This window comes from Skermanella rosea (assembly GCF_016806835.2).
GTDB lineage: Bacteria > Pseudomonadota > Alphaproteobacteria > Azospirillales > Azospirillaceae > Skermanella > Skermanella rosea.
The window spans coordinates 5,171,019-5,196,295 of record NZ_CP086111.1 but is presented as its reverse complement, the minus strand read 5'-3'; the positions used below and the strand labels follow the sequence as shown (position 1 = coordinate 5,196,295).

At 69.5% G+C, this 25,277-nt stretch carries 25 protein-coding genes; 10 read left to right on the top strand and 15 right to left on the bottom strand.

Annotation, left to right across the window (positions count from 1 at the left end):
- Position 1: 1 nt before the first annotated feature.
- Genes JL101_RS24280 through katE form a run of 3 tightly spaced genes read right to left on the bottom strand, consistent with a single transcriptional unit; the run spans position 2 to position 4,297 of the window.
- Positions 2-1,024, bottom strand: coding sequence for an alpha/beta fold hydrolase (locus JL101_RS24280; protein WP_203103256.1), 1,023 nt, complete (start codon positions 1,022-1,024; stop codon positions 2-4).
- Between the two features lie 31 nt (positions 1,025-1,055).
- A complete protein-coding gene (locus JL101_RS24275; protein ID WP_203103254.1) occupies positions 1,056-2,171 on the bottom strand; it encodes an alpha/beta hydrolase in 1,116 nt (371 codons plus the stop codon).
- Between the two features lie 5 nt (positions 2,172-2,176).
- Positions 2,177-4,297: a catalase gene (katE, locus tag JL101_RS24270; protein WP_203103252.1), complete on the bottom strand. Its 2,121-nt coding sequence runs from the start codon at positions 4,295-4,297 to the stop codon at positions 2,177-2,179.
- A 265-nt stretch (positions 4,298-4,562) separates the two neighbouring features.
- Here katE and JL101_RS24265 point away from each other — a divergent pair, with 265 nt between their 5' ends.
- Positions 4,563-5,471 (top strand): hypothetical protein, encoded by a 909-nt coding sequence (locus JL101_RS24265; RefSeq protein WP_203103250.1) that lies wholly within the window; start codon positions 4,563-4,565, stop codon positions 5,469-5,471.
- 14 nt (positions 5,472-5,485) lie between these two features.
- Positions 5,486-5,971 carry a hypothetical protein gene (locus JL101_RS24260; protein ID WP_203103248.1) on the top strand — a complete coding sequence of 162 codons (486 nt, stop codon included), beginning with the start codon at positions 5,486-5,488 and terminating at the stop codon, positions 5,969-5,971.
- 24 nt (positions 5,972-5,995) lie between these two features.
- Here the strand turns inward: JL101_RS24260 and JL101_RS24255 are convergent, their stop codons facing one another.
- The 3 genes from JL101_RS24255 to JL101_RS24245 form a co-directional block, all read right to left on the bottom strand.
- Positions 5,996-6,160 (bottom strand): hypothetical protein, encoded by a 165-nt coding sequence (locus JL101_RS24255; protein ID WP_192499135.1) that lies wholly within the window; start codon positions 6,158-6,160, stop codon positions 5,996-5,998.
- Between the two features lie 52 nt (positions 6,161-6,212).
- Positions 6,213-7,001 carry an SDR family oxidoreductase gene (locus JL101_RS24250; RefSeq protein WP_203103246.1) on the bottom strand — a complete coding sequence of 263 codons (789 nt, stop codon included), beginning with the start codon at positions 6,999-7,001 and terminating at the stop codon, positions 6,213-6,215.
- A gap of 69 nt (positions 7,002-7,070) precedes the next feature.
- Positions 7,071-8,207 (bottom strand): L,D-transpeptidase family protein, encoded by a 1,137-nt coding sequence (locus JL101_RS24245; protein WP_203103245.1) that lies wholly within the window; start codon positions 8,205-8,207, stop codon positions 7,071-7,073.
- A gap of 183 nt (positions 8,208-8,390) precedes the next feature.
- On the opposite strand from JL101_RS24245, the gene pyrB reads away from it, so the two are divergent.
- Positions 8,391-9,266: an aspartate carbamoyltransferase gene (gene pyrB / locus JL101_RS24240; RefSeq protein ID WP_203103244.1), complete on the top strand. Its 876-nt coding sequence runs from the start codon at positions 8,391-8,393 to the stop codon at positions 9,264-9,266.
- Between the two features lie 38 nt (positions 9,267-9,304).
- Here the strand turns inward: pyrB and JL101_RS24235 are convergent, their stop codons facing one another.
- From JL101_RS24235 to JL101_RS24215, 5 genes are all read right to left on the bottom strand, one after another.
- The gene (locus JL101_RS24235; protein WP_203103243.1) at positions 9,305-9,781 is read right to left on the bottom strand and encodes a hypothetical protein; all 477 of its coding nucleotides are present in this window, start codon (positions 9,779-9,781) and stop codon (positions 9,305-9,307) included.
- Positions 9,782-9,833: 52 nt separating this feature from the next.
- Entirely contained in the window at positions 9,834-10,385 is a 552-nt protein-coding gene (locus JL101_RS24230; protein WP_203103242.1) for an RbsD/FucU family protein, read from the bottom strand.
- Positions 10,386-10,532: 147 nt separating this feature from the next.
- Complete coding sequence (locus tag JL101_RS24225; protein WP_228435127.1) at positions 10,533-11,267, bottom strand: terminase small subunit; 735 nt, start codon at positions 11,265-11,267, stop codon at positions 10,533-10,535.
- A gap of 241 nt (positions 11,268-11,508) precedes the next feature.
- Positions 11,509-12,150, bottom strand: a complete 642-nt coding sequence (locus JL101_RS24220; RefSeq protein ID WP_203098114.1) for a pyridoxamine 5'-phosphate oxidase family protein — start codon at positions 12,148-12,150, stop codon at positions 11,509-11,511.
- Positions 12,151-12,160: 10 nt separating this feature from the next.
- Entirely contained in the window at positions 12,161-13,105 is a 945-nt protein-coding gene (locus JL101_RS24215; protein ID WP_203098113.1) for an alpha/beta fold hydrolase, read from the bottom strand.
- 134 nt (positions 13,106-13,239) lie between these two features.
- Here JL101_RS24215 and JL101_RS24210 point away from each other — a divergent pair, with 134 nt between their 5' ends.
- Together JL101_RS24210 and JL101_RS24205 are read left to right on the top strand one after the other, a co-directional pair.
- Positions 13,240-14,142 (top strand): LysR family transcriptional regulator, encoded by a 903-nt coding sequence (locus JL101_RS24210; protein WP_203098112.1) that lies wholly within the window; start codon positions 13,240-13,242, stop codon positions 14,140-14,142.
- Positions 14,143-14,424: 282 nt separating this feature from the next.
- Positions 14,425-15,108 (top strand): TenA family protein, encoded by a 684-nt coding sequence (locus JL101_RS24205; RefSeq protein WP_203098111.1) that lies wholly within the window; start codon positions 14,425-14,427, stop codon positions 15,106-15,108.
- Here the strand turns inward: JL101_RS24205 and JL101_RS24200 are convergent.
- On the bottom strand, positions 15,096-17,708 hold the full coding sequence (locus JL101_RS24200) for an HWE histidine kinase domain-containing protein (RefSeq protein ID WP_203098110.1): 2,613 nt from the start codon (positions 17,706-17,708) through the stop codon (positions 15,096-15,098). The two genes, JL101_RS24205 and JL101_RS24200, sit on opposite strands and share 13 nt — an antisense overlap.
- 557 nt (positions 17,709-18,265) lie before the next feature.
- Between JL101_RS24200 and rpoH the strand changes: the two genes are divergently transcribed.
- The gene (gene rpoH / locus JL101_RS24195; protein WP_203098109.1) at positions 18,266-19,165 is read left to right on the top strand and encodes an RNA polymerase sigma factor RpoH; all 900 of its coding nucleotides are present in this window, start codon (positions 18,266-18,268) and stop codon (positions 19,163-19,165) included.
- Between the two features lie 82 nt (positions 19,166-19,247).
- Here rpoH and JL101_RS36580 read toward each other — a convergent pair whose 3' ends face one another.
- Positions 19,248-19,373 (bottom strand): hypothetical protein, encoded by a 126-nt coding sequence (locus tag JL101_RS36580; protein ID WP_256445747.1) that lies wholly within the window; start codon positions 19,371-19,373, stop codon positions 19,248-19,250.
- 166 nt (positions 19,374-19,539) lie between these two features.
- Here JL101_RS36580 and JL101_RS24190 point away from each other — a divergent pair, with 166 nt between their 5' ends.
- Together JL101_RS24190 and chrA are read left to right on the top strand one after the other, a co-directional pair.
- Positions 19,540-19,881 carry a DUF4174 domain-containing protein gene (locus JL101_RS24190; protein ID WP_203098108.1) on the top strand — a complete coding sequence of 114 codons (342 nt, stop codon included), beginning with the start codon at positions 19,540-19,542 and terminating at the stop codon, positions 19,879-19,881.
- 93 nt (positions 19,882-19,974) lie between these two features.
- Positions 19,975-21,387 (top strand): chromate efflux transporter, encoded by a 1,413-nt coding sequence (chrA, locus tag JL101_RS24185; protein ID WP_203098107.1) that lies wholly within the window; start codon positions 19,975-19,977, stop codon positions 21,385-21,387.
- 30 nt (positions 21,388-21,417) lie between these two features.
- Here the strand turns inward: chrA and JL101_RS24180 are convergent, their stop codons facing one another.
- Positions 21,418-21,993, bottom strand: a complete 576-nt coding sequence (locus JL101_RS24180) for a type 1 glutamine amidotransferase domain-containing protein (RefSeq protein ID WP_203098106.1) — start codon at positions 21,991-21,993, stop codon at positions 21,418-21,420.
- A gap of 311 nt (positions 21,994-22,304) precedes the next feature.
- Here JL101_RS24180 and modD point away from each other — a divergent pair, with 311 nt between their 5' ends.
- Both modD and JL101_RS24170 read left to right on the top strand, forming a co-directional pair.
- Positions 22,305-23,153 (top strand): ModD protein, encoded by an 849-nt coding sequence (modD, locus tag JL101_RS24175; protein ID WP_323374686.1) that lies wholly within the window; start codon positions 22,305-22,307, stop codon positions 23,151-23,153.
- A gap of 25 nt (positions 23,154-23,178) precedes the next feature.
- The gene (locus tag JL101_RS24170) at positions 23,179-23,883 is read left to right on the top strand and encodes an NnrU family protein (RefSeq protein WP_203098105.1); all 705 of its coding nucleotides are present in this window, start codon (positions 23,179-23,181) and stop codon (positions 23,881-23,883) included.
- Between the two features lie 104 nt (positions 23,884-23,987).
- On the opposite strand, the gene JL101_RS24165 is transcribed toward JL101_RS24170, so the two are convergent.
- Positions 23,988-25,199, bottom strand: coding sequence for an argininosuccinate synthase (locus JL101_RS24165; protein WP_203098104.1), 1,212 nt, complete (start codon positions 25,197-25,199; stop codon positions 23,988-23,990).
- Between the last annotated feature and the right edge of the window lie 78 nt (positions 25,200-25,277).

Genomic DNA, 25,277 nt, shown 5'->3' with positions numbered 1-25,277 from the left:
CTCATTCCAGCGCGCTCACCTGCTCCAGGTTCTCCAGCAGGGCGGCGTTGAACTCCTCCGGCGCCTGGACCTGCGGCGAGTGGCCGAGCTCCGGGAAAGTGACCAGCCGGGCGTCGCGGATACGCTCCGCGGTCCGGCGGCCGAGCTCGGCATAGCGGCCCAGGCGGGCGGCGACGTCCGGCTCGGCGCGGTTCTTGCCGATCGCGGTGGTGTCGCGCTCGCCGATCATCAACAGGGTCGGCACCCGGATGTTCTGGAGCTCGTGCACCACCGGCTGCATGAAGACCATGTCGGACGTCAGCGCCTGGTTCCAGGCGACCAGGTCGCGGCCGTCGCCCTGGTACATGCCGGCCAGCATCTCGACCCAGCGGTCGTATTCGGGCTTCCAGTCGCCCGAATAATAGGTGGTCCGCTGGTATTCCTTGATGTTGTCGTAGTCGGTCTTCAGTTCCGATTGGTAGAGCTGGTCCACGGTGACCACCGGCACGCCCTCCGCCTTCCAGTCCTCCAGCCCGATCGGGTTGACCAGGACCAGCCCGGATGTCCGGTCCGGATACATCAGGGCATAGCGCATGGCCAGCATGCCGCCCATGGAATGTCCCATGACGATGGGGCGGCGGACGCCGGCCTGCTCCAGCAGGGCATGGGTGTTGGCGGCCAGCTGGTGCAGGCCGTACTGGTAGGCCCGCGGCTTGGTCGACTTGCAGAACCCCACCTGGTCGGGAACGATCACCCGGTAGCCCGCCAGGGTCAGCGGCTTGATCACGCTCTCCCAGGTGGCGCCGCAGAAATTCTTGCCGTGGAGCAGGACGACCGTCCCGCCGTTCCCGGCATTGGACGGCCGGACGTCCATGTAGGCCATGGACAGCGGCTGGCCCTGCGAGGTGAATTCGAACCGCTTCACCTCGTAGGGATAGTCGAAGCCCGCCAACATCGGATCGGCCGAGGCGGACCGTACCGGCGCCAGCGGGCCCCCGGTCAGGATCATGCCCAAGGCCAATGCCGTCAGTACGGTCCGTCTCATCGTCTCACCTCACCCCGATCATTTCGCAACCTCAGGAGCCCGACCCGGCCGAGCCCCCGACGAAAGCCTCGCGCAGTCGGCCGGCGACATAGGCCTGGGCCTCCTTCGCCTTTTCCACGACAGGCGCCGCGCCGAAGAACTCGTGGGTGACGCCCTCGTAGCGGTTGGACGCCACCTCCACCCCGGCGTTGCGCAGCCGCCGGGCCAGCAACTCGCCCTCCGACCGCAGCGGGTCCAGTTCCGCCGTGACGATGGTGGTCGGCGGCAGCCCGGCGAGGTCCGGCGCGTCGACGACATTGATCAGCGGGTTGTTGCCGTCGCGCGAACTGCGCAGGTACTTGTCGAAGAACCAGCCCATCATGGCTTTGTTCAGCGGTTTCGCGTCCGCCTGCTCCCGGTACGACTCCGTCTCCATGTCGTTGCCCGCGACCGGATAGATCAGGACTTGGTGAACCGGAGGTTGTATTCCCTGCTCCCGCGCCATCCGCGATACGCCGATCGCCATGTTGCCGCCGGCGCTCTCGCCCGCCACGGCGATGCGGTCCGGATCGCCGTCGAACTGGCGTGCGTTCACCTGGGTCCAGCGAAAGGCCGCCAGGGCATCCTCGTGGGCGGTCGGGAACTTGGATTCCGGCGCCTGACGGTACCCGGCCGAGACGACGATCGCGCCGGCCTGGTTGGCGAGCGCCCGGGCGGAGGCGTCGTAGGTGTCCAGGTCGGCGATCACCCAGCCGCCGCCATGGTAGTAGACGATGACCGGAAGCGGGCTCCGGGCGGAGCCGGGGACATAGATCCGGGCCGGCCGGGCGCCGCCCGGCCCCGGAATGGACACGTCCCGCACGGAGGCCACGGGTTCCGGCGCGGCGCTCCGGCCGTCGTCGGCCAGCACCTTCGCGACCGCGTCGGCCAGGGTCGGCTGGCGCCGCGCCTCCTCGGGCGACAAGGTCTCGATCGGCTTCGACCCCAGCGCCTGGAAAGCCAGAAGCACCGACCGCATGTCGGCATCGGCCGCGGCCAGGGTCGGGGCACCCCGGGCCGCCGCGGCGGGGTCGTTCGACACGGCGGTGCCGGCGTCGGAGAGCTGCTGGCAGGCGCCCAGCGCGAGGAGGGCGCCCAGCAACAGCGGGCTGATCGGCTTGCTGTTCATGGACTTCAGACCTGCTTCACCTTGGGCTCGCGCTCCCAGAAGCGCAGCTTCCGGCAGGACTGGACGAAGTCCTTGGCGTCCGGTGCACCCTTCAATTCCGTGAAGCCGCCGTCCATGTCGGCGGCGACGCAGGCCTTCTCCAGCAACGGCATCGCCTCCTTGTTGTAGGCGATGAACTTCGCATGGGCGAAGGCGTCGGTCACGAAGTCGCGGGCGGTCGCCTGTTTCGACAGCAGTTTGGCGCCCTCGTCCGACAGCAGCACCGCGACGGCGTCGTAGACGACCGATGGCCCGCCGTCGATCTTCTCGTCGCCTTCGATCAGGGTGCCGTCGCTGGCCTTGACGCCGCCCACCCTGGGGGCGACGAACTCGAGCATGGCGCCCTCGGCGGTGATCGCGTCCTTGAGCGCCTTGACCAAGCCGATGTCGACGCCATCGCTGACCAGCACCCCGACCTTGCGGCCCTTGAAGCTCTCCGGACCGTTGAGCAGGATGCTGAGCGCCGGCGAGGGCGGCAGGTTCCGGGTCGGCCGGGCGGCGTCGGCCGGCTTCGGCATCTCCTCCAGCCGCAGGCCGGTCGCGACCTTTTCCGCCAGCCCCTGGTCCACGTTCAGCAGGTGCGAGACCATGCGGGCGCGGATCGCCGGGGTCTTGACCTTGCTCAGCTCGAAGGTGAAGGCGTCGGCGATGTGGGTCTGCTCGACCGGGGTCTGGCTCAGGTAAAACTGCCGGGCCTGGCTGTAGTGGTCGGCGAAGCTCTCGGCGCGGATCCGCAGCTTGGCGCCCTGCTCCTCCGCCGGGAAGGACCTGAAGCCGATGTCCGGCGCCTCGCGCGGGCCGCCGGCCGCCCCGCCCCAGGAGTTCGGCTCATAGTTGGCGCGGCCCTTGGGGTTGACCATCGCCATGTGCCCGTCCTGCTGGAAATGGTGGACCGGGCGCTTGGGCGCGTTGATCGGCAGGTAGGTGAAGTTGGGGCCGCCCAGCCGCTTCAGCTGGGTATCCAGGTAGGAGAAGTTGCGGCCCTGGAGCAGCGGATCGTTGGTGAAATCGATGCCCGGTACGATGTTCTGGGTGCAGAAAGCGACCTGCTCGGTCTCGGCGAAGAAGTTGTCGACGCAGCGGTCGAGCACGAGCCGCCCGACGCGGCGGATCGGCAGGATCTCCTCGGGGATGATCTTGGTGGCATCCAGCACGTCGAAGTCGAACTTCTCGGCGAAGTCCTGGTCGAAGACCTGAAGGCCCAGCTCCCACTCGGGGAAGTCGCCGGCCTGGATCGCGTTCCACAGGTCGCGGCGGTGGAAATCGGGGTCGGCGCCGTTGATCTTCAGCGCCTCGTTCCAGACCACCGACTGCATGCCCAGCTTGGGCTTCCAGTGGAACTTGACGAAGGTCGACTTGCCCTCGGCGTTGACCAGCCGGAAGGTGTGGACGCCGAAGCCTTCCATGAAGCGGAACGAGCGCGGGATGGTCCGGTCGGACATGATCCACAACGCCATGTTGACCGCTTCCGGCGACAGCGAGATGAAGTCCCAGAAATTGTCGTGCGCGGTCTGGGCCTGCGGGAAGCCGCGGTCGGGTTCCTGCTTGGCCGCGTGGACCAGGTCGGGGAACTTGATGGCGTCCTGGATGAAGAATACCGGAATGTTGTTGCCCACCAGGTCCCAGTTGCCCTCCTGGGTATAGAACTTGACCGCGAAGCCCCGCACGTCGCGCGCCAGGTCGGCCGAGCCCTTGTTGCCCGCGACCGTGGAGAAGCGGACGAAGACCGGGGTCTTCTCGCCGGCGCGCTGGAACAGGTCGGCGCGGGTGAGGTCGGACAGCGGCTCGTAGGTCTCGAAATAGCCGTGGGCGCCGAAGCCGCGGGCATGGACCACGCGCTCGGGAATGCGTTCGTGGTCAAAGTGGAAGATCTTTTCCCGGAAGTGGAAGTCCTCCAGCGCCGTCGGGCCACGGTATCCCACCTTGAGCGAGTTCTGGTCGTCGGCGACGGGAACGCCCTGCTGGGTGGTCAGGACGGGCACGTCGCCGCCGGCCACCTGATGGGTTTCGCCGCCCTCGCCCCGGATCACTTCCTGGTCGGCGAAGCGCGCGGGCTCGCGGCTGCTGGTAAGCCTGTTGTCCGGCATCGTGGTTGCTTCCTGTCTTCTGGGTCTTGGTAGGGTCGGGGCGCCTGCCCGCCCTCGGGCATCCGATGCCCGGGCCGTCGGAGCCGCTCTGAAGGGATCACAAGGCAGAAACCCCGGCAGGCTTGGAATGTTTCCAGGAAAAGCGCCGCGGCGGCCCCGGCGGGACAAAGACGCGACACTCAGGAATCGTTAACCCCATCGAAATTAATATCGGACCGCAGCGTGCCGCTGCGGCTCCCGGTACGGATTTCGAGGGGAGAGGGTCTTGAGCTTCAAATTCATCGCTGTCGCCTATGGCATGCTCGGCGCCACGGCGGCGACCGGCTATTACGTGCAGGGCGGCGGCGGTGGCGGCATGGGGGCCGGCGGTGCCGGCCGCGCCGCCAACCCGCCCAAGGCGGAGCGGGTCGCGAAGCTGGAGGTTCCGCCGATGCCGGAGCGCCCGGTTCCGGCTCCTGTTCCCGCACCCGTCGCGGCGCCCGGGCCCGATACGATGCCGAGGGCCGAGGTCCCGGGGACCGCCACCGCCTCGGTGATGCCGCTGACCGCGCCGCCGACCCCGCCGCCCCCGCCGGCATCGGTCGCGACGGCTTCCGCGTCGGACGGGGGGTTCTCCCGGGGGTACATGCAGATCACCGCCGACATGACGGTCAACCCCTGGACCGGCGCCTGGCTGACCAGCGACGACCGCGCCATGGGATACATCACCGGCCCCGTCACGGCCCAGCCCGCCCCCGCGCCGGTCATGGTCGCCGAGGCTCCGGAGCCGGCCCCGCCGCCTCCGCCACCCAAGGCGGCACCGTCCCCGGCGGTGGCGGCGGCGCCCGAAGCGGTGCCGTCGGCCGTGCCGCTCGCCCGGGCCGCCGTGATCGACCGGACCGCCGAGCCGGCGGCGGAGCCCAAGCCGGAGACGCCGCAGCGGGGCGGATACATGGCCCATCTCGCCTCCTACCGGGACCAGGAGCACGCCATGGCGGGATGGAAGACGCTGAAGAAATCGCATCGCGACCTGCTGATCAACCGGGCCCCGGTCATGGTCAGGGCCGAGATCCCGGGGCAGGGGACCTTCGTGCGCCTGATGACGGACGGGTTCACCCAACTGACCGACGTGTCGGAGTTTTGTACCGGCCTGAAGGCGTCGGGCCAGTACTGCAACCCGATGAAAGGCAAGTAGGCTTGGTTCACGCAATGAGCGGCATCACCGGTTTCCGCATCCTGACGCTCCTTCCGCTGGCGGCGCTTCTGGCCGGCTGCGGCACCACCCAGTCCAGTTCCCCCCTGGCGATGGAAGTCGGGGCATCGGCCGCCTGCGTCGGCGAGGTCGAAGGCCGGCCCGAGTTCGCGCCCCTGCGGGCCAAGAGCCCGCCCCTGGGCGAGATGTCGCCGGCCAACCTGGGCGACACGGCCAAGCCGACGCCGGAGGAGCAGGAACTGGCCCGCGGCTACCTCTTGGCCGTCGCCGCCTGCACCCCGCGGACCGAGGCGATCCTGAACCCGCGCGACCAAGCGGCCGGGCGGGCGATCCTGACCACCTGGCACGAGCAGGAGCAGCTCTACGCGGCCCTGGCGTCGGGCCGCCTGACCTGGGGCCAGTTCAACCGCATGACCGAGGCTCTGGGCCGGCGGATGGACCGCCAGCTCCGCACCGCCATGGTCGCCGCCTCGGCTCCCTAGGGTTCCGGGTCAGGGCGTTTCGGGTCAGGCGCCGCCGACCCCCTCGATGATCTTCCCCGTGCCCGAGCAGGTCGGGCACGACTTGTCATTGAGCCGGCCGCTGCCCTTGCAGTCCGGGCAGATGTTCTCGCCGGTGCCGGGAGTGCCGGGAGGGGCGTCGTCGCCGGGTGCCATCGGTTCTGTTGCCATGGTCGTTCTCCTGTCGGTTACGCCATGGACAACAGGGGAGGACGGCGAATCGTCACCAGGATTTGACCAGGCCGCCGTCGACCAGGGTGACCGAGCCGGTCACGTAGCTCGCCCGCGCGCTGACCAGGAAGGTGGCGACGGAGGCGAACTCCTCCACCGTGCCGTAGCGGCCGACCGGGATCTGGGCCCTCGCCGCAGCCCTGACCGCCTCGATATCCTTGCCCTGCTTGTCCGATGCCGACTGGTCGAGCTGGTCGACCCGCTCGGTATGGATGCGGCCGGGCAGGATGGTGTTCACCGTGACCCCGTCGGGGGCGACTTCCAGAGACAGGGTCTTGCCCCAGTTCACCAGCGAGACCCGGAGCGTGTTGGAGATGCCCAGGTTGGGGATCGGCTGGATCACGCCCGACGAGGCGATGGTCAGGATGCGGCCCCACTTGCGCTCCCGCATGCCGGGCAGCACCCGGCCGGCGGTCTCGATCAGGGTCACGACCATGGTCTCGAAATGCTTGGTCCAGTCCGACGCGCCGACCGCGGAGATGTTGCCCGGCGGCGGCCCGCCCGAATTGTTGACCAGGATGTCGACGGCGCCGGGGCCGCCCTCCACCCCTTCCATCAGCCGGTCGACCGCGCCGGGGCCGTTCATGTCCACCGCGACGAAGCGGGCGGTGCCGGCGCCCCGCGCGGTGATCGTCTCGGCCGCCTGGGCCAGCCGTTCCTCGTTGCGGCCGACCAGGATCACGTGGGCGCCTTCGGCGGCCAGCATCTCGGCGATGCCGTGGCCCAGGCCCTTGCTCGATCCCAGCACCAGGGCGCGCTTGCCCGAAAGACCGAGGTCCATTGGATTTCCTCCCGTTACGATATCGGACGCAACGTTAACCGGATGGCCGGGAGAGGCAAGCGCGCAGTGTCAGTTCGTCGCCGCAACCATTTCCGGAGGCGGAACGATGCCGTAGATGTCCGGCAGGACGACGACGCGGTCGTTGCGCAGCACGGCCGGCCAATAGACGAACCGGACCGGCATCGGCTCGGCCAGCCGGAGCCAGCGGGTCTCGCCCGTGCTCACCAGGGACGCGATCCGCTCCGGCGTGAAGCCGGCGGACCGCAGCAGGTCGTCGGCGAGCGCCTCCGGATCGGCCAGCCGGACGCAGCCGGAACTGACCGCCCGCCGGTCCCGGTCGAAGACGCGCGGCGCGTTGGTGCCGTGCAGGTAGATGTGGTCGCCGTTGGTCAGGTTGAAGCGGAAGCGGCCCAGCGCGTTGTGGTCGCCCGCCGACTGGACGATCCGGACCCGCCAATGGGACACGCCGGTCCAGTCGACCGCGGCGGGATCGACCGGCTCGCCGTCGAGCCAGACGGTCGCGTGGTCGATGCCGGGCGAGCCGGTCCGGCGCAGGCTGGGCAGCTTGTCCTGCTTGAGGACGGTCGGCGGCACGGTCCAGGTCGGGTTGACCACCACGTGGGTGATGGTGTCGGTCAGCAGCGGCGTCGGCCGGGACGGGCTGCCCACCACCGTGTCCATGGCCAGGATGATCTCCCCGTCGCGCACCAGCGTCAGGTCCTGCGCCGGCAGGTTGACCAGCACCAGCGTGGCGGGTGCCGAGGCGCCGAACTCGGCGATCCGCGACAGGGTCTCGCGGATCGAGGCGACCTCCTCCGCCGGAGTCAGGTTGAGGGCGGCCAGGGTCGCGCCGCCGACCTTCCCGTCCGCGTTGAGGCCGCGCTCGGCCTGGAAGGTCACGACCGCGGCCGTCACCAGATCGTCGAGGACGTCACGCTCCGAGCCGGGCTCCAGGTAGCCCAGCTCGACCAGCCGGCGGGTCAGCTCGAATACCCGGGTATCGATCATGCCCGGTTTCAGCACCGGCCCGCGGGCGATCCGCGTGGCGGGCGGCGCGCCGGGCAATTCCTCCTCCAGCGCGACCAGCCGGGTTTCGAGTGCCGCCACCCAGCGCGCCATGCCCTGGTCGAATCCGCCGGCCCGCACGGGCAGGGCGGCCAGCAGAAGCGCCACCAGGGCGGGAAGGACGGCGAGGCGGGGGATCATGGCAATTCTCGGATCAGCACATCACGGAATGTAGCGCACTATGGCGTACCGGCCATGGCAACGGCGTGATCCATGTCACGCCTTCGGAGGAGACGCCCACCCCTCGTTCGGGGATCACATCCGGGTTGTATCCCGGCCGGATATGCTGCAATAGGTGCCGCGCGCGTCCTGTGGAGTCCTCCGATGAAGCTTAACCACGTCCTGTCCGTCGACCAGTTCGACAAGGCGCTGATCGAAGAGCTGTTCTACCACGCCAACTGGATCAGCAAGGCCAAGGGGCACAGCATCAGCCACCTGCGCGGCAAGCTGCTGGCGAACCTGTTCTACGAGGCCTCGACCCGGACCTCGTCCAGCTTCTTCGCGGCCATGAGCCGGCTGGGCGGGCGCGTCCTGCCGATCAACGACGTGACCTTCTCCAGCGTGTCCAAGGGCGAGATCCTGGAGGACACGATCCGGACCCTGGCCTGCTACACCGACATCATCGTGCTGCGCCACCCCGAGAAGGGGGCCGCCGCCCGGGCCGCCGCCGTGTCGCCGGTGCCGATCGTCAATGCCGGCGACGGCGTGGGCGAGCACCCGACCCAGGCGCTGCTCGACCTGTTCACCATCCTGGCCGAACAGGGCCGGATCGACGGGCTGAGCGTGACCATGATGGGCGACCTGAAGCATGGCCGCACCGTCCACAGCCTGTCGCGCCTGCTGCGCATGTACGACGTGACGATCAATTATGTCTCGCCGCCCGAGCTGCGCATGCCGACCGACCTGGTCCGCCCGGCCGACCGGGAAGTCACCGAGCTGGACGAAGTGCTGGCCGGGACCGACGTGCTCTACGTGACCCGCGTCCAGAAGGAGCGGTTCGAGTCCACCGGCGACTATCACTACGCCCTGACCGAGGACCACATGGCGCGGGCCAAGCCGACCATGTCGGTGATGCACCCGCTGCCGCGCGTCAACGAGATCCCGCTGTCGCTCGACGCCGACCCGCGCGCGGCCTATTTCCGCCAGATGCAGAACGGCCTGTTCGTCCGCATGGCGCTTCTGATGTACCTGCTGGGCTGACATCGGCCCGGGCGGCGGTTCCCCCGGGCCGGCGGGCGCTAATGGAGCGTGCGGCTCATCGCGAGGAGGCGCTGGCCGAGGCCGTTGGACACCGGCAGGTCGAACCTGTTCAGCACCTCGGTCACAACGGCCGGGTCGGGTCTCCAGCGGAACTCGCGGTCGAGCCGGCCGCGCGCCCGGTGGGCGAACACCACCAGCGATTTCTGGTCGAGCGGCGGCGCCACCTGGGATCGCTGGTCGGCGCAGCTTTCGACCATCAGCCGGATCATCAGGTCGCGCTTGGAGACGTCGATGAACCCATCGTCGTCGAAATAGACCTTGGTGAAGGCGACGTCGGACACCACCGGCGTCAGGTGGGGCGATTCGACCACCACCACCGACACCATCTCGACGCACCGGCCGGCCAGTCCGGCGATCGGGGCGATCCGGTCGTCCGCACGGTCGAAATCCCGGCGGGACAGCTCGACGAGGTCGCCCGTCGCCTGCCGGATCAGATAACGGCGCCCCACCACCATGGCAGTGTCTCCCACCCCCCAGAACCACCCGCGTCGGCACAGCAGAACCGGTTCAGGATACAGGAACCGGGCGCTCCCGCGAAGATGATTCCCCCTGAAAATCGGGGCGGGAATATGACCGTGCGCCGGGCTCCCCGGACCCCGAGGCGGGCCGGTCGGGGACCGGCTGGGCCGGCCGGACGATGCCCTTGGCCAGCAGCAGGCAGCCGTTCACCCGGGTCTCGCCCGTGACGACGACGGCGAAGGCGGCCCGCGCCCGGTCGTAGAAACCGAAGCGGTCGATCTGGCCGATGGTCCAGCGCGGACCCTCGAAACGCTCGACGATGTCCACGAACTGGCGGCAGATCTCCGACTCCTCGATCTCGCCGATCGTCAGGTCGACCATGCGGGTGTAGGGGGTGTCCAGCATGTCGTCCAGCGGCATGACCGACAGGATCGCCTCCAGCGCCCGCGGCGCATCCGCCCCGTCCAGCCGGACCACCCGCGCGCCCAGCGACACGGCCGGAAAGTTCTTGTCGACCAGGGCCAGCTCGTCGCCGTGGCCCATGGCGGCCAGGACATAGAGCAGGTCGGCGTGGAGCAGCGGGTCTAGGCCCTTCAGCATGGTCGCTCCGGTCTCCGGTTGGGGTGGATGCGGCCGGTCGAAACGGCCTGCAGCCAGTTAACCGCCCGAAGGGGGCGGAGGTTGCACGGCCGGCCCCGGGGCTGCTGCCAAGGCGGATGAATGTCATGATTCGTCATGATCGAGGGGTCACGCGCGCGGCGCGGGAGCGGTGTCGGCGCCGGGCCACTGGTCGGGCGGGAGCAGGCGGTAGTCCGCGTCGAAGAAGAGGTGGGCGTCGTCGGACGACTCGATCCGGGCCTTGAGCTCCTTGTTGTCCTTGTGGCGGCCCAGGATCAGCTTGAGGCAGCGGGAGTTCCGTTCGACCGCGGCGGCGTGCCGCTTGCGGGCCTCCTCCTTCAGGTTGCGCATCGGCTCGACCGGGGCGATGGCGGCCGGCGGCATCGGCGGGTCGAAGCCGACCAGCCCCGGAGCGTCGGGATCGGCGGGGAGGGCGCCGTCGTCCTCGTCCTCCGCCTCCGCCAGGGCGGCGGCGATGGTCCCGGTGATGCCGGCGCCGGCGTGCCGGCCGGCCTTGGGCGCCGGGGGGAGCAGGCCGCGGAAGCGGGCGATCTGGTCGGCGGCGCGCAGGGCGGCGGAGTAGTTCTGCTTGTCCACGGCCTCGAACAGGACGCGCTTGAGCACCGCGACCAGTTCGTCGGCCTCCTCCCGGCGGCGGCGGTCCTCCTCGGCGGCGAGTTCGACCACGCGGGCGGCGACGCAGCCGTCCTGCATCAGGCGCGACCCGGTCTGGCGGGCGCTGTTCCAGGCATAGCCGGAGAGCCGGGCGGCCTCGGCGAGGCTGCGGCCGGCGGCGACGTGGCGGGCGAAGACCTCGTGCCGGCGCTGAAGGGCGGGGGTGGGCGTGCTGGCGGTGGCGGACATGGCGGGGCTCTCCGGGCAGGTGGTATAGGTATGTTATCCTTTATTATCGAGGATTTCAATCTTATGAGTGGGGTCGGCGGGGCGGTGTGCAGGGCGCGGAACGACAGGCCGATGCCGACGAGAGAGTCACAACCGAGTCGATGCCTTCAAGCCCTCTCCCCTGCCCGTTCGATCCGGTTCAGCCCCTTCCCGGACGGACACCGACGCTTCGTCAGCGAGGGGCTACAGCCTCGCCGGCAGGTCAGGCCCGCTCCGCCAGGGCGGACTTGAGGCGGTCGTTCTCGGCCCGCAGCTCTTCGAGGCGCCGGGTCAGCGGGGCGAGCACGTCGGCCAGTTCGGCCTCGGTGAAGCGGGGGGTGATGTGCTGGGGGCAGTTCCAGTCGAACCCCTCGACGGTGACCAGGGCCGCCCGCTCGACCCTGGCGGCGTAGCCCGGCACCGCCAGCCGGGCGCTGAGGCCGGGGTCGTCCCCGGCCTCCACCAGGGCGATCCGGCCGAACAGCTTCAGCCGGCGCCGGTGGGCGTAGTCCATCAGGAACAGCGCCACCCGGTCGTTCTGCCCGACATTGCCGGCCGTGATGTATTGCCGGTTGCCGCGGAAATCGGCGAAGCCCAGGGTCCGGTCGTCGAGGACCCGGAGGAAGCCCGGGGGACCGCCCCGGAACTGGACATAAGGCCATCCGGTCTCGGACACCGAGGCGATGTAGAAGCCGTCGCGCCGGGCGATGAATTCCACCTCCGCCGCGCCGAGGCGGTCGTGGGCGACCGGCCCGTCCGGGTCGAGGGTACCGTCGAACCGGGCGTAGCCCGCGGCGCTGCCCTGCTTCTCCCGCGCGGACCGGACCGACGGGGTCGAGGCGATCTGCAGGAAACGGTTGATCATGATCGCGTCCCTACGTTCGGTTGGAGCCGACGGAGCGGTCGAGGAAGTCGCGGATCAGCGCGGCGACCTGCGGCCCGTGGGTTTCGAGCGCGAAGTGCCCGGTGTCGATCATGTGGATCTCCGCATGGGGCAGGTCGCGCCGGTAGGCTTCGGCACCCGGTGCCACGAAGATCCCGTCGTTGGCGCCCCAGACCACCAGGGCCGGCGGCTTGCGGTCCCGGAAATAGGCCTGCCATTGCGGATAGAGCGGCAGGTTGGTGCGATAGTCGTAGAGCAGGTCGAGCTGGATCTCCTGGTTGCCCGGCCGGTCGAGCAGCGCCTGGTCGAGGGTCCAGGCGTCGGGGCTGACCAGGCTCGTGTCCTTGACGCCGTTGGTGTATTGCCACCGCGTCGCCTGGAGCGACGTCAACCAGCGGATCGCCTCGCGCTCGGGCGCGGCGCCGGTGCGCCAGTAGGCCTTGATGGGATCCCAGAACCCGGCGATGCCCTCGTCATAGGCGTTGCCGTTCTGGATCACCAGCGCCGTCACCCGGTCGGGATTGGCGGTCGCCAGCCGGAAGCCGACCGGAGCGCCGTAATCCATGACGTAGATCGCGAAACGGTCGAGACCGATCTGCCGCGTGAACTTGTCGACCAGTCCGGCATAGGCGTCGAAGGTGTAGGCGAACGCGTCGCGGTCCGGGGCGGCGCTGTGGCCGAAGCCGGGATAGTCCGGCGCGACCACCCGGTAGCGGTCCGCGAGGCGCGGGATCAAGTCGCGGAACATCTGCGAGGAGGTCGGAAAGCCGTGCAGGAGGAGGATGGCCGGCGCGCCGCGGGGACCTGCCTCCCGGTAGAAGATGTCGAGGCCATCCACGGCGACGGTGCGGTGGCGGACCTGGATGGATCCGGACTCAGAAGGGGCCGATCCGGTTTCGGCGGTCGGGGCGAGCAGCGGGTGCGTTCTGCGAAGCATGTCGGTTCTCCTTGGTGAGGGGTGGTCCCTGCCGATCGCCCGACGCCATCGGCTGAGGAAAACCTAATGCCTTCCGTGAAAACACAGTATCCTGCGGTTTCGGGAGTTTCCCTCCCGTTTCATGGGAGGTTGGGATGGACCGGTTCGAGGCGATGAGCGTCCTGCTGGCGGTGGTCGAGGCGGGCAGCCTGTCCGCCGGGGCGCGCCGGCTCGGCCAGCCGCTGGCCACGGTCAGCCGCAAGGTCGCCGACCTGGAACGGCACCTCCACACCCGCCTGCTGGTGCGGACCAGCCGGCGCATCGGCCTGACCGACGCCGGGCGCGCCTATGTCGCCGCGTCGAAGCGCATCCTGGAGCAGGTGGAGGAGGCGGAGCGGACCGCATCGGGGGAGTACCGGGAACCGCGCGGCGAGCTGAACGTGACCGCGCCGATCGTGTTCGGCCGCCGCCACCTTCTGCCGATCGCGCTGGAGTTCCTGGCGGCCCATGCCGAGATCGACCTGCGGCTGCTGCTGATCGACCGGTCGGTGGCGCTGCACGAGGAGCATATCGACCTTGCGCTGCGCATCGGCGTGCTGGACGACAGCACGCTGGTCGCCACGCGCGTCGGTTCGATCCGCCGCGTCCTGTGCGCCAGCCCGGACTATCTGGCGCGCCGGGGTACGCCGCGAACGCCCGAGGATCTGGCCGGCCATGACGGCATCGAGTTCCGCGGCACGCCCGCCGACCCGGACTGGCGCCACTCCCGCGGTGTCGCGGTGCCGCGCGTGCGCCTGGCGGTCAACACGGCGGAGGCCGCGGTCGATGCGGCGGTCGCCGGCCTGGGGATCACCCGGCTGCTGTCGTACCAAGTCGCCGACGAGGTGAGGAGCGGCGCCCTGGTGCCCGTGCTGGAGCCTTTCGGCCCCGCGCCCGTGCCCGTCAGCCTGGTCTATCCGGAGCAGGGCATGCTGCCGCTGAAAGTCCGCGCCTTCCTGGACTGGGCCGCGCCGCGCCTGCGCGCCCGGCTCGCCTCACCCCTGCACAGCAGCCCCTGAGCCTTGAAGCCGCCATGCTTACCTTCCGAAGAGGGTCAGGGGGAAGATGCCGAGTACCGTAGATCGACCTTCGCCCGGCAGGGCGAATGCCGACGTCCTCCATCGGCGCTCCGGCCAGGGTGTCGGCGTCGGCCTTCGGCCGAGGCCGACCCACGCGAACCGGCGGGGATCGATGTGACTCGACGGCAGGTGCTACGTCCCCCGTCGTCGGGGTGTCATGACGGGTGCCGGCGGGCTATCCTCGGCGGCGAGGAAACGGAAGACAAGGGAAGGCCCGGGAGCATGAGTTTCGCCGAGTACAGGAAGAACGACCCAGAGGCGCGTTTCACCGATTGGTTGAGGCAGGAGGCCGAGCCGCATTGGACGCGGATGACGACGCACCGGTTCGCCCGGGAGCTGGGCGAGGATACCCTGGACGATGCTGTCGCGGGGCGTTACCTGGTGCAGGACTACGCCTTCGTGAACAGCTTCGTCTCGCTGCTTGGAAGCGCCATCGCGGCGGCGCCGGCGATGCCGTCGAAGCGGCGGTTCGCCGGCTTCGCGGCGGCGGTCACCGCCGATGAGAACGATTTCTTCCTCCGGTCGTTCGAGGCGCTGGGCATCCCCGAGGGAACCTGGAAGACGCCAGAGCTGGGACCGGTGACGCGGGACTTCATCGCCGTGCTGGAGGGGGCCGGGCGAAGTGGCAGCTATCCGCGCATCCTCGCCGTGCTGGTGGCGGCGGAGTGGAGCTACCTGACCTGGGCGCAGGCCTGCCCGGCCCGGCGGCCGGAGCGGTTCTGGCTGGCGGAGTGGATCGACCTGCACGCGATTCCCGAGTTCGAGGCCTTCGTCACCTGGCTGCGCGAGGAGACCGACCGGGTCGGGGCGGCGGCGGACGAGGGGACCGGGGCCGCCATGCGCGACAATTTCCGGAGAATGATGGTGCTGGAGGAGGCGTTCTTCGACGCCGTCTACGCCGGGTAGGCCGCCGTCCCGAGCAGGGTATCGAGCGCTTCCGCGAAGTCGCCGGAGGAGTAGGGCTTGAGCAGGCGCCGGACATGGCGGAAGCGCTCGGGCAGGGCCTCGTCGGAGCTGAAGCCGGTGGCGAGCAGGAAGGGGATGCCGCGGTCGGCCAGGACGTCGGCGATATCCCAGGAGGGAGTCCCGTGGAGATCGATGTCGAGGATCGCGGCGTCGACCGATTCCTCCCGGGCCAGCTTGAGCGCCGCGGCGACGCGGGCGGCCGGACCGACCACCTCGCACCCGGCGGCCAGGAGCATTTGCTCGACCTGCATCGCGACCAGGGCCGAGTCCTCGACCAGCAGGACCCGGCGGGGCTTCCGGGACGCGGCCGGAGCGGGATCGCACGGTCCGGCATCCGGCGGCGAGGGGGGCGGAGCGACGCCGATCACGTGCTCCTCCGGGATGCCGATGCGGCAGCGCACGCCCTCGGGCTCGAAATCGAGCCGGCTGGTCCCGTCCACCTCGTAGGCCAGGCTCCTCTCGATGACGATGCGGCCGAAGCCGCTGCGATCCGGGGGCGTCACGGCGGGGCCGCCGCGCTCGGTCCAGTCGAGCGTGAAGATCCGGGCCTCGGCGGGGCCGGCCAGCGCCCAGCGCACCTCGACGGTGCCGGAGGGGGTCGAGAGCGAGCCGTACTTGGCGGCGTTGGTGACCAGTTCGTGGACGGCCATGCTGAGCGCCAGCGCCGCCTTGGGACGCAGCAGGATCGGCGGGCCGTCGAGACGCAGCCGGCCGGCGGCCCGGGGATCGTCGTGGGCGCGCATCTCCTCCTCCAGCAGGCTGCGCAGGTCGGCGCCTTCCCAGCGGCTGCGGGTCAGCAGGCTGTGGGCATAGGCCATCGCGCGGAGACGCTGGCCGAAGGAGGTGGTGAAGTCCTCCAGCGCGGTCGAGCTGCCCCGGTGCCCGGAGGCCGAGTACTGGACCAGCGCCTGGATGTTGGCGAGCGTGTTCTTGACCCGATGGTCCAGCTCCGCGAGCAGGAGCTCCTGGCTGCGCCGGGCCGCCTCGCGTTCCTTCGCGATCTGGTCGACCCGCTGGAGCACCACTTCGAGCAGGGTAGTGCGGAGCGTCCGGACCGCGGCGACTTCCGCCTCGCTCCAGGGCCGGGAGCGGCCGCGGACCTCCTCCCTCCAGGCCTCGAAGGAGCGGCGCGGCGAGAGCCGGTCGCCGGCGGACGTCGCCTCCACCGGCTTGTTCGGGTTGCCGGCCCAGGTGACCGTCCTGACGACCTCCGGCCGGAACCACAGGATATAGTCGCGCGGGCTGCGCGAGACCGAGAGCGCCAGGACGCCGGAGGCGATGCCTCGCATGCCGTCGCCGCCGGGCCAGACCCGGGAAAGCCGGTCGGTCTCCCAGACCCCGTCCGGGCTGGTGCGGCCGAGCCAGTCCACCAAGTCCCTGACGGTCGCCTCGTCCGGGGTTGTGCCGATCGAGGAGAAACGGCCGTCGAGCCACAGCGCCACGCCAGAGCACGGCACATAATCCTGGAGGTTCGGCTTATGGCGCACCAGGCCGCCGGCCAGGTCGGGATCGCGCGAGATCACGCCGACCAGCCGGTCATGGACGCCGTGCATGCGCATGGCTTCCTCCAGCATCTCGGCCTTGAGCCTGGCGTCGAGCTGGAAGGAGAACATCTGCGCGAACAGCTCGCAGGCGGCCCGGACGCCGTGGGCCAGATAGCGCGGCTCGTCATGGTGGCAGGCGACCAGCCCCCACAGCCGGTCGCCGTGCAGGATCGAGAGCGACATGGATGCCCGCACGTTCATGTTGGCGAGATATTCCAGGTGCAGGGGCGAGACGCTGCGGAGCGCGCAGTGCGCCAGGTTGACCGGCCGGCCGGTCAGGGGGCTGACGGGCGGCACCAGGGGAGCCGGCCGGTAGCGCGCGTCGGGGATCAGGCGCAGCCAGTTCCGGCGGTAGAGGTCGCGCGCCTGGGCGGGAATGTCCGAGGCGGGATAATGCAGGTCGAGGTAGGAGCCGATGCCTTCGCGCCGGCTCTCGGCGAAGACGTGCCCGCTGTCGTCCTGGTTGAAGCGGTAGATCATGACGCGGGCGAACCCGGTGACCCGCCGCACCTCCTCCGCGGCGCCCTGGCAGAAGTCGCGGAGCGTGGCGGCGCCCTGCAGCGCGCCCAGCATCGACTGGACCAGCCCGAGCGGGCCGCCGGGGGGCAGGGGGGTGGCCCCGTCAACCGGCTCCAGTTCGACGACCAGGCCGGCTTCCCCGGCATGGACCGAGGCGTCGAAGCGGCGGCCCGCGGCGGCCAGTTCGAAGCTGAACAGGTTCTCCGAACGGGGAATGAGGTTCGCCCGCGCCAGGACGTCGCGGATCACGCCGATCGCGTCGGCGTTCACCAGCGAGGCGAACGGGACGCCGGCGAGGTCTCCGGGGGCGCTGCCGAGAAGGGTTTCGGTCGGGCCGGCGGCCTGGAGGATGCACAGGGTTTCGGGGTGGAGGACGACCAGCACGCCGTGGGGCTGGATCGACCCCGGGATCTCGATCGGCTCACGATCGCAGTTCGTCAGATCCACCGTGCCGAACGATGGACTTGATACGATCATTTCCCTGCCTCCGAAACAAAGGATCGTCGAGCCACCCGCCAGCCGACTCATGATGTCGGCAGGCCAAGTTATCAGATCGCGGAATGCTTTCAAAAGCCTCACGAAAGTTTTGGCAAGACTGGGCGGAGGCGGGAGCTGGCAAAAGGCCGCGGAGCCGGCGGCGTTTTCCGTTTCGAGCGGGGGCGGCGTGGATTTACTGACGAAGGCTCAGTTTTTTCAATCCAGCCATGAGTTGGGCCGAATCGCTGTCGCCGGTGTTATAAATCTGTTATCAACGGGGTCGATGGTTCCTAGTCAATATGCGATACCGGTCCGCGTCACCGGTCGTAAGCACTTGAAATCCGGTCAGGAAATCTTATCTCTAGTCTGTTCGTCGAGGCTCGGAAGGAGCCGTATCGGATCGACGAACTTTCCCGGAAATCCCGACCTATACCGGTTCGACGCGCATCGACCCAGCACGGGGTGATTTTCAGAATCACCGCCGGAACTGGGCGATTTTGTCGTGTCGGGCGGGTTACGTCAGGGTGGGACATGTCGACGAAGAGGAGGCTCGACGAATGACACTGTTGAATATCGCGCAGGCCGGCGGCGGCATGGGCCGCTACCTGGACGAAGCGAAACGCTTTCCCATGCTGAATCCCGAACAGGAGCGGGACCTGGCGATCGCCTGGCGCGAGCGCGGCGACGAGGAGGCCCTGCGCCTGCTGACGGGCAGCCACCTGCGGCTGGTGATCAAGATCGCTCGCGGCTTCGCGGGATACGGCCTGCCCGCGTCCGAGCTGATCGCCGAGGGCAACGTGGGCCTGATGCAGGCGGCCCAGAAGTTCGACCCGGACCGCGGCTTCCGGTTCGCCACCTATGCGATCTGGTGGATCCGCGCGGCGATCCAGGAATACATCCTGCACAACTGGTCCATGGTCAAGATGGGCACCACGGCCGCCCAGAAGAAGCTTTTCTTCAACCTGCGCCGACTGAAGGGCCGGATGGAGGAGCTGGAGCAGGGCGACCTGTCGCCGGCCACGGTGACCACCATCGCGACCGAACTGGACGTGCCCGAGTCGGAGGTGATCGAGATGAACCGCCGGCTGTCCATGGGCGACAGCTCGCTGAACGCGGCCGTGGGGGCGGAAGGCGACACCGACTGGCTGGACCTGCTGTCGGACGAGCGGCCGACCCAGGAGTCGGTGGTCGCGGAGGCCGACGAGCTGGCCCTGCGGCGGCGCCTGCTGGGCCAGGCGCTGGAGAAGCTGAACGACCGCGAGCGGCAGATCCTGATGGAGCGCCGGCTGGCGGACGAGCCGGCGACGCTCGAGGTGCTGGGCGAGCGCTACGCCGTGTCGCGCGAGCGGATCCGGCAAATCGAGGCGCGGGCGTTCGAGAAGCTCCAGAAGGCGGTGCTCAACGCCGCCCAGGCGCTGCGCAAGCCCGCGGGCCAGCCGATGCTGGCCGCGGGCTGACCCGATACCTTACTGGACCCGATTGCTTACTGGATAAGCGCAATTGATAAGGGTGCCGGGGATAAGGGTGCCGGCCTCCCGGTCAGACGCGGACCGAGGAAGTGCTGAAGGCCTGGAACGCCGGCTGCTGGACGTAGTTCTGCAGGACGACGGCCGCCCCGACGGCCAGGACGACGGCGGTGAAGACGCCGAGAACGAAGGCTTTCATGGATTGTCTGCTCCCCCGGAAGACGCGGCGGGTGCGAGTGCCCCTGCCGTGATCGCGATCATATGCCTCAAATGCGATCGCCGCAATCGGCGGAAAGTCGCGGCACGGGATCGCGGGGCGGAGTGTTGACGGGGTTCGACATATCGATTGCCCGAGGAGTTTCATCATGGTTTCCCTGGACGTCTATCGCGGGAAGAACCGCGTCCTGCTGGTCTTCGGCCCATCGCCCGAGGATCCCCAGGTCCAGCACCAGCTGACCAGCGCCGCCGACAACAAGGACGATTTCGCCGACCGCGACCTGATCGTGCGGGCGATGCCGGCGGGCGATCCGGAAGCGGCCGGCTTCCGCGAGCGCTACGGCGCGCCGGCCGAAGGGTTCACCGCGATCCTGATCGGCAAGGACGGCACCGAGAAGCTGCGCCGCAGCGAGCCGATCCTGGCCGAGGAGCTGTTCGCCGCCATCGACTCGATGCCGATGCGGCAGGACGAGATGGAGCGGGGCGGCTGAATTCGGCGGGCCGTCGTCGCGGGGCTGTTGCTCCTGGACGGGACTCCGGCTTAGGGTCCCGGCAGGCGACAACCGGGGCAAGGATTTCCCGACATGACAGACATTCCCGCAGGCCGCTCCGGTTCGCCGCGGCACGGCACATCGAGTACGGGTCATGGCGTCAGCCTGGGGACGGCGTTCCGGGTCTGGCTGCGGATCGGCCTGCTGAGCTTCGGCGGGCCGGCCGGGCAGATTGCCTTGATGCACAGGATCCTGGTCGAGGAGCTGCGCTGGATCGGCGAGACCCGGTTCCTGCACGCGCTCAACTACTGCATGCTGCTGCCCGGGCCCGAGGCCCAGCAGCTGACCGTCTATATCGGCTGGCTGATGCACAGGACGGCGGGGGGGCTGATCGCCGGCATCCTGTTCGTGCTGCCCGGCGTCGTCTCGATCATGGCGCTGAGCCTGGTCTATGCCGCCTTCGGCACGGTGCCTCTGGTCGCCGCGGTGTTCTTCGGCCTGAAGGCGGCGGTGCTGGCGATCGTGCTCCAGGCGGTCGTCCGGCTGGGCAGCAAGGCGCTGAAGAACGGGGCGGCGCTGGGCATCGCGGCGTCGGCCTTCGCCGCGATCTTCCTGTTCGACGTGCCGTTCCCGCTGATCGTGCTGGGAGCGGCGCTGATCGGCCTCGCGGGCGGGCATTTCGGGTGGAGCGCCTTCGCCGGGGGCGGCGGCCACGGCCCGGCCGGGGGGCGGGCGCTGGACGATGCCGAATCGCTGCTGGGCGAGGAGATCCCCGCCCATGCCCGGCCGTCCCTCGGATGGTCGCTGAAGGTCGCCGCCGTGTGCCTGGCGCTGTGGCTCGGCCCGATCCTGGTCCTGGGACTGTCGCTGGGGTGGGACGACACCTTCACCCGGATCGCGCTGTTCTTCTCCAAGATGGCGGTGGTCACCTTCGGCGGCGCCTACGCCGTGTTGGCCTATGTCGCCCAGCAAGCGGTGGAGACCTATGGCTGGCTCCAGCCGGGGGAGATGCTGGACGGGCTGGGCATGGCCGAGACGACGCCGGGGCCGCTGATCATGGTGCTCCAGTTCGTGGGATTCATGGGCGCGTTCCGCGATTCCGGAATCCTGCCGCCGCTGCTGGCCGGCGTGCTGGCCGGGCTGCTGACCACCTGGGTCACCTTCGTGCCCTGTTTCCTGTGGATCTTCCTGGGAGCGCCCTTCGTCGAGAAGCTGCGCGGCAACCGGGCCCTGGGCGCCGCGCTGGCCGCGATCACCGCGGCGGTGGTCGGGGTGATCCTGAACCTGGCGATCTGGTTCGCCCTGCACGTCCTGTTCCGGGAGGTGCGGGAGGTCCGGGTGGCCGGTATCATGAGCATCGACTGGCCGGTCGCGGCCTCGGTCGATGCGGCGGCGCTGCTGCTGAGCGCCGCCGCGGTGGTCGCGGTGTTCCGCTTCAAGGCCGGGGTGCTGCCGGTGATCGGCGCGTGCGCCGCCGCCGGCCTGCTGCTGCACTTCCTCAGGTAGCTGCACTCCCTCAGGTAGAGGGGCGCCGCCTTATTCGGCGGCGGCCTTGGAATGGCCGCGGTGGCGGCCCTCGGCGATCTCCTCGATCAGCTTGGCGCAGAAGGCCGGCAGGTCCTTCGGCGTGCGGCTGGTCACGAGACCCTTGTCGGTCACCACCTCCTCGTCCAGGACATGGGCGCCGGCATTGGCGAGGTCCTTGCGGATCGGGGCCACCGCGGTCAGGGTGCGGTCCCGGACCAGATCGGCGCTGATCAGGACCTGCGGACCGTGGCAGATGGCGCCGACCGGCTTGCCGGCGGCGAAGAAGGCGCGGACGAACCGGAGCGCCGCCTCGTTGGTGCGCAGCTCGTCGGGATTGAACAGGCCGCCGGGAATCACGAGCGCGTCGTAGTCGTCGGGCCGCGCGTCGTCCAGGACCCGGTCGACGCCGACCTCGTCACCCTTGTCCAGGTGGCGGTAGCCGCGGATCGTGCCCTGTTCCGGCGAGACCACGTGGACGGTGGCGCCCGCTTCCTTCAAAGCCTTTTGCGGCTCGACCAGTTCAGCCTGCTCGAAGCCATGGGTGGCCAGAATAGCGACCGTGCGGCCTTCAATGGACTTCGGCATCTCTTTCCTCCAACGTAAGTACAGGATCTTCATCGCCCCGGGATATTACTGGGGATACTTGGAGCGATTTAATGGGATTGGCATCACGCTGCTGGGTGACGCGACTGATAACAGACTTGGCGTCTATCCCGTTCCGGTCAACCCCGGAGGAAGTGCAAAAATGGATCAGGTCGCCCGATTCGCCGCCTGCGGCCAGACGGGCAGGTGCATTGTCGGGGCGCCGAAGTTACCATCCCGCCCGATTCGGCCCACCGCGGTTTCGGCCGAACGCGGTTTCGGCCCACTGCGGTTTCGGGAGGATGCGGGACGCCATGATGCTGCCGATCGGCGACGGCGCGCTGGACGCGCTGCTGGCCCAGGATGCGCCGGCCGGCGACCTGACCACCCATGCCCTGGGCATCGGGTCCCGCCCCGGCCGGATCAGCTTCGCCGCCCGCTCCGACATGGTGCTGTGCTGCGCCGAGGAGGCCGCCCGCCTGCTGGAGCGCGCCGGCGTCCGGGCATCCCTGCGCCACGGCAGCGGCGAGCGGATCGCGGCCGGCACCGTCTTCCTGGAGGGGGAGGGGCCTGCCGGCGGCATCCACCTGGCCTGGAAGGTGGCCCAGACGCTGGTGGAATATGCGTCGGGCATCGCGACGCGGACGCGGCGGATCGTCGAGGCGGCGCAGGCGGTGGCCCCCGGGGTGGCGGTCGCCTGCACCCGCAAGAACTTCCCCGGCACGAAGGAGATCAGCGTCAGGGCGGTGCTGGCCGGCGGTGCGCAGATGCACCGGCTGGGCCTGTCGGAGACGCTGCTGGTGTTCCCCGAGCACGCGGTCTTCCTGGATGGCGCGCCGGACTTCCACGGGCTGAAGCGCCGCCATCCGGAGCGCAAGCTGGTGGTCGAGGTCGCGTCGGTCGCGGACGCCGTCGCGGCGGCGGAGGCCGGGGCCGACGTGCTGCAACTGGAGAAGCTGGCGCCCGAGGCGGTCGCCGAGGCGGTGCGCCGGGTGGCCGGGCTGGACCCGGTCCCGCTGGTCGCGGCGGCGGGCGGCATCACCGAGGCCAACGCCGCGGCCTATGCCGCGACCGGCTGCGCCGTGCTGGTCACCTCGGCGCCCTATTTCGCCGGACCGGCCGACGTGCAGGTCGTCATCACCAGATCCGGAGACCATCCATGAGAGTCCGTCCCGTGGGAGTGCATCCATGACCGGCAATTTCGGCTGGCTGGCCCTGGCCGCCGCCTTCCTGCTGGCGAGCCATTTCGGCGTGTCCAGCACCGGCCTGCGCGCGGCCCTGGTCCGGCGGATCGGCGAGCGGGCCTATACCGGCGTCTATTCGATCGTGGCGCTGGGGGCCATCGTCTGGCTGGCCCGGGCCTATGCCGCCGCCCCCTACGAGCCGGTCTGGTTTCCCTCGGCCTGGATGTGGTTCTTCCCGCTGGTCCTGATGCCGCTGGCCTTCCTGCTGCTGGTCGGCGGGGTCAGCACGCCGAACCCGACCGCGGTCGGGCAGGGCGCCTTGCTGGAGAAGGAACTGGGGCCGCGCGGCGTGCTGCGCATCACCCGCAACCCGGTGATGTGGGCGATCGGGCTGTGGGCGGTGTCGCACATGATACCGAACGGCGACTGGGCCTCCCTGCTGTTCTTCGGGACCCTGGCGGTGCTGGCGCTGCTGGGGTCGGCCCTGATCGATTCGAAGAATGCGGTGCGCAAGGGGCTGGCATGGGAGCGCTGGACCGAGCTGAGCTCCAACGTTCCCTTCGCCGCCATCGTCCAGGGACGCCAGAACCTGGCGGCCACCGTCCGGGAGATCGGCTGGATCCGGCTGGTCGTGGCGCTGGCGCTCTATGCCGGGCTGCTGCACGGCCACGCCTGGCTGTTCGGCGTGTCGCCCCTGCCGCCGGTCTGAGGGCTGGCTGCCGTCGTTCCGCGGGCTTCCCCCTTCATCGGAAATTCCGCCGGCCGGCGCCGATCACCCTGGGGGATCGGCTGCCGACGTCTCCGAACGGCGCTTCAGCTCCCCTTCGCCATGGCGCCGAGGCGCAGGCGGAGCGCGTTCAGCTTGATGAAGCCTTCCGCATCCTTCTGGTTGTAGACCGAATCGGCCTCGAAGGTGACGTAGTCCAGGCGGTAGAGCGAGTTGGGGGACTTGCGGCCGACCACGCTGGCCTGGCCCTTGAACAGCTTGAGCCGGACCGTGCCGTTGACCTGCTCCTGCGTCTTGTCGATCAGGGCCTGGATCGCCAGTCGCTCCGGGCTGAACCAGAAGCCGTTGTAGATCAGCTCCGCGTAACGGGGCATCATGTCGTCCTTGAGGTGCATGGCGCCGCGGTCGAGTGTGATGCTCTCGATGCCGCGGTGGGCCGCCAGCAGGATGGTGCCGCCGGGGGTCTCGTAGACGCCGCGGCTCTTCATGCCGACGAAGCGGTTCTCCACAAGGTCCAGGCGGCCGATGCCGTTCTGCCCGCCCAGCTCGTTCAGCCGGGTCAGCACCTGCGCCGGGGACAGGGCGGCGCCGTCCACCGCGACGGCGTCGCCGTGCCTGAACTCGATCTCGACATAGGTCGGGGTGTCCGGGGCCTTCTCCGGGGCGACCGAGCGGGTGAACATGTCCTCGTCCGGCTCGACCCAGGGATCCTCCAGCGCCTTGCCCTCGTAGGAGATGTGCAGCAGGTTGGCGTCGGTGGAGTAGGGCGCCTCGCCGCGCTTGTCCTTGGCGATGGGGATCTGGTGCTGCTCGGCGTAGTCCAGCAGCTTGGTGCGGCTGTTCAGGTCCCACTGGCGCCAGGGGGCGATCACCTTGATGTCGGGCTTGAGGGCGTAGTAGCCCAGCTCGAACCGGACCTGGTCGTTGCCCTTGCCGGTGGCGCCGTGGGCGACGGCGTCGGCGCCGACCTCGTTGGCGATCTCGATCTGGCGCTTGGCGATCAGCGGCCGGGCGATCGAGGTGCCGAGCAGGTAGGTCCCCTCGTACAGGGTGTTGGCGCGGAACATCGGGAAGACGAAGTCGCGCACGAACTCCTCGCGCAGGTCGTCGATGTAGATTTGCTGCACGCCCATCATCTCGGCCTTCTTGCGGGCGGGCTCCAGCTCCTCGCCCTGGCCGATGTCGGCGGTGAAGGTCACCACCTCGCAGCGGTAGGTCTCCTGCAGCCAGCGCAAGATGACGGAGGTATCGAGGCCGCCGGAATAGGCCAGCACGATTTTCTTGATGTCGCCGCTCATGAGGGTGCCCGTACAGTCCGAGGGTAGAAAGCCGGCGCGACATTAGGGCCAACGGCGGCGGCCTGCAAGACCGCCCGC

Excerpts from the sequence above, each read along its gene's own strand:
- JL101_RS24205 (WP_203098111.1), top strand. The coding sequence starts at position 14,425 with ATGAGTTTCGCCGAGTACAGGAAGAACGACCCAGAGGCGCGTTTCACC.
- pyrB (WP_203103244.1), top strand. The coding sequence starts at position 8,391 with ATGAAGCTTAACCACGTCCTGTCCGTCGACCAGTTCGACAAGGCGCTG.
- JL101_RS24165 (WP_203098104.1), bottom strand. The coding sequence starts at position 25,199 with ATGAGCGGCGACATCAAGAAAATCGTGCTGGCCTATTCCGGCGGCCTC.
- JL101_RS24180 (WP_203098106.1), bottom strand. The coding sequence starts at position 21,993 with ATGCCGAAGTCCATTGAAGGCCGCACGGTCGCTATTCTGGCCACCCAT.
- JL101_RS24210 (WP_203098112.1), top strand. The coding sequence starts at position 13,240 with ATGGACCGGTTCGAGGCGATGAGCGTCCTGCTGGCGGTGGTCGAGGCG.
- chrA (WP_203098107.1), top strand. The coding sequence starts at position 19,975 with ATGACAGACATTCCCGCAGGCCGCTCCGGTTCGCCGCGGCACGGCACA.
- JL101_RS24245 (WP_203103245.1), bottom strand. The coding sequence starts at position 8,207 with ATGATCCCCCGCCTCGCCGTCCTTCCCGCCCTGGTGGCGCTTCTGCTG.
- JL101_RS36580 (WP_256445747.1), bottom strand. The coding sequence starts at position 19,373 with ATGAAAGCCTTCGTTCTCGGCGTCTTCACCGCCGTCGTCCTGGCCGTC.
- JL101_RS24260 (WP_203103248.1), top strand. The coding sequence starts at position 5,486 with ATGAGCGGCATCACCGGTTTCCGCATCCTGACGCTCCTTCCGCTGGCG.
- JL101_RS24225 (WP_228435127.1), bottom strand. The coding sequence starts at position 11,267 with ATGTCCGCCACCGCCAGCACGCCCACCCCCGCCCTTCAGCGCCGGCAC.
- JL101_RS24215 (WP_203098113.1), bottom strand. The coding sequence starts at position 13,105 with ATGCTTCGCAGAACGCACCCGCTGCTCGCCCCGACCGCCGAAACCGGA.
- katE (WP_203103252.1), bottom strand. The coding sequence starts at position 4,297 with ATGCCGGACAACAGGCTTACCAGCAGCCGCGAGCCCGCGCGCTTCGCC.
- JL101_RS24250 (WP_203103246.1), bottom strand. The coding sequence starts at position 7,001 with ATGGACCTCGGTCTTTCGGGCAAGCGCGCCCTGGTGCTGGGATCGAGC.
- JL101_RS24220 (WP_203098114.1), bottom strand. The coding sequence starts at position 12,150 with ATGATCAACCGTTTCCTGCAGATCGCCTCGACCCCGTCGGTCCGGTCC.
- JL101_RS24280 (WP_203103256.1), bottom strand. The coding sequence starts at position 1,024 with ATGAGACGGACCGTACTGACGGCATTGGCCTTGGGCATGATCCTGACC.
- JL101_RS24275 (WP_203103254.1), bottom strand. The coding sequence starts at position 2,171 with ATGAACAGCAAGCCGATCAGCCCGCTGTTGCTGGGCGCCCTCCTCGCG.
- JL101_RS24170 (WP_203098105.1), top strand. The coding sequence starts at position 23,179 with ATGACCGGCAATTTCGGCTGGCTGGCCCTGGCCGCCGCCTTCCTGCTG.
- JL101_RS24190 (WP_203098108.1), top strand. The coding sequence starts at position 19,540 with ATGGTTTCCCTGGACGTCTATCGCGGGAAGAACCGCGTCCTGCTGGTC.
- JL101_RS24255 (WP_192499135.1), bottom strand. The coding sequence starts at position 6,160 with ATGGCAACAGAACCGATGGCACCCGGCGACGACGCCCCTCCCGGCACT.
- JL101_RS24200 (WP_203098110.1), bottom strand. The coding sequence starts at position 17,708 with ATGATCGTATCAAGTCCATCGTTCGGCACGGTGGATCTGACGAACTGC.
- JL101_RS24235 (WP_203103243.1), bottom strand. The coding sequence starts at position 9,781 with ATGGTGGTGGGGCGCCGTTATCTGATCCGGCAGGCGACGGGCGACCTC.
- JL101_RS24230 (WP_203103242.1), bottom strand. The coding sequence starts at position 10,385 with ATGCTGAAGGGCCTAGACCCGCTGCTCCACGCCGACCTGCTCTATGTC.
- modD (WP_323374686.1), top strand. The coding sequence starts at position 22,305 with ATGATGCTGCCGATCGGCGACGGCGCGCTGGACGCGCTGCTGGCCCAG.
- rpoH (WP_203098109.1), top strand. The coding sequence starts at position 18,266 with ATGACACTGTTGAATATCGCGCAGGCCGGCGGCGGCATGGGCCGCTAC.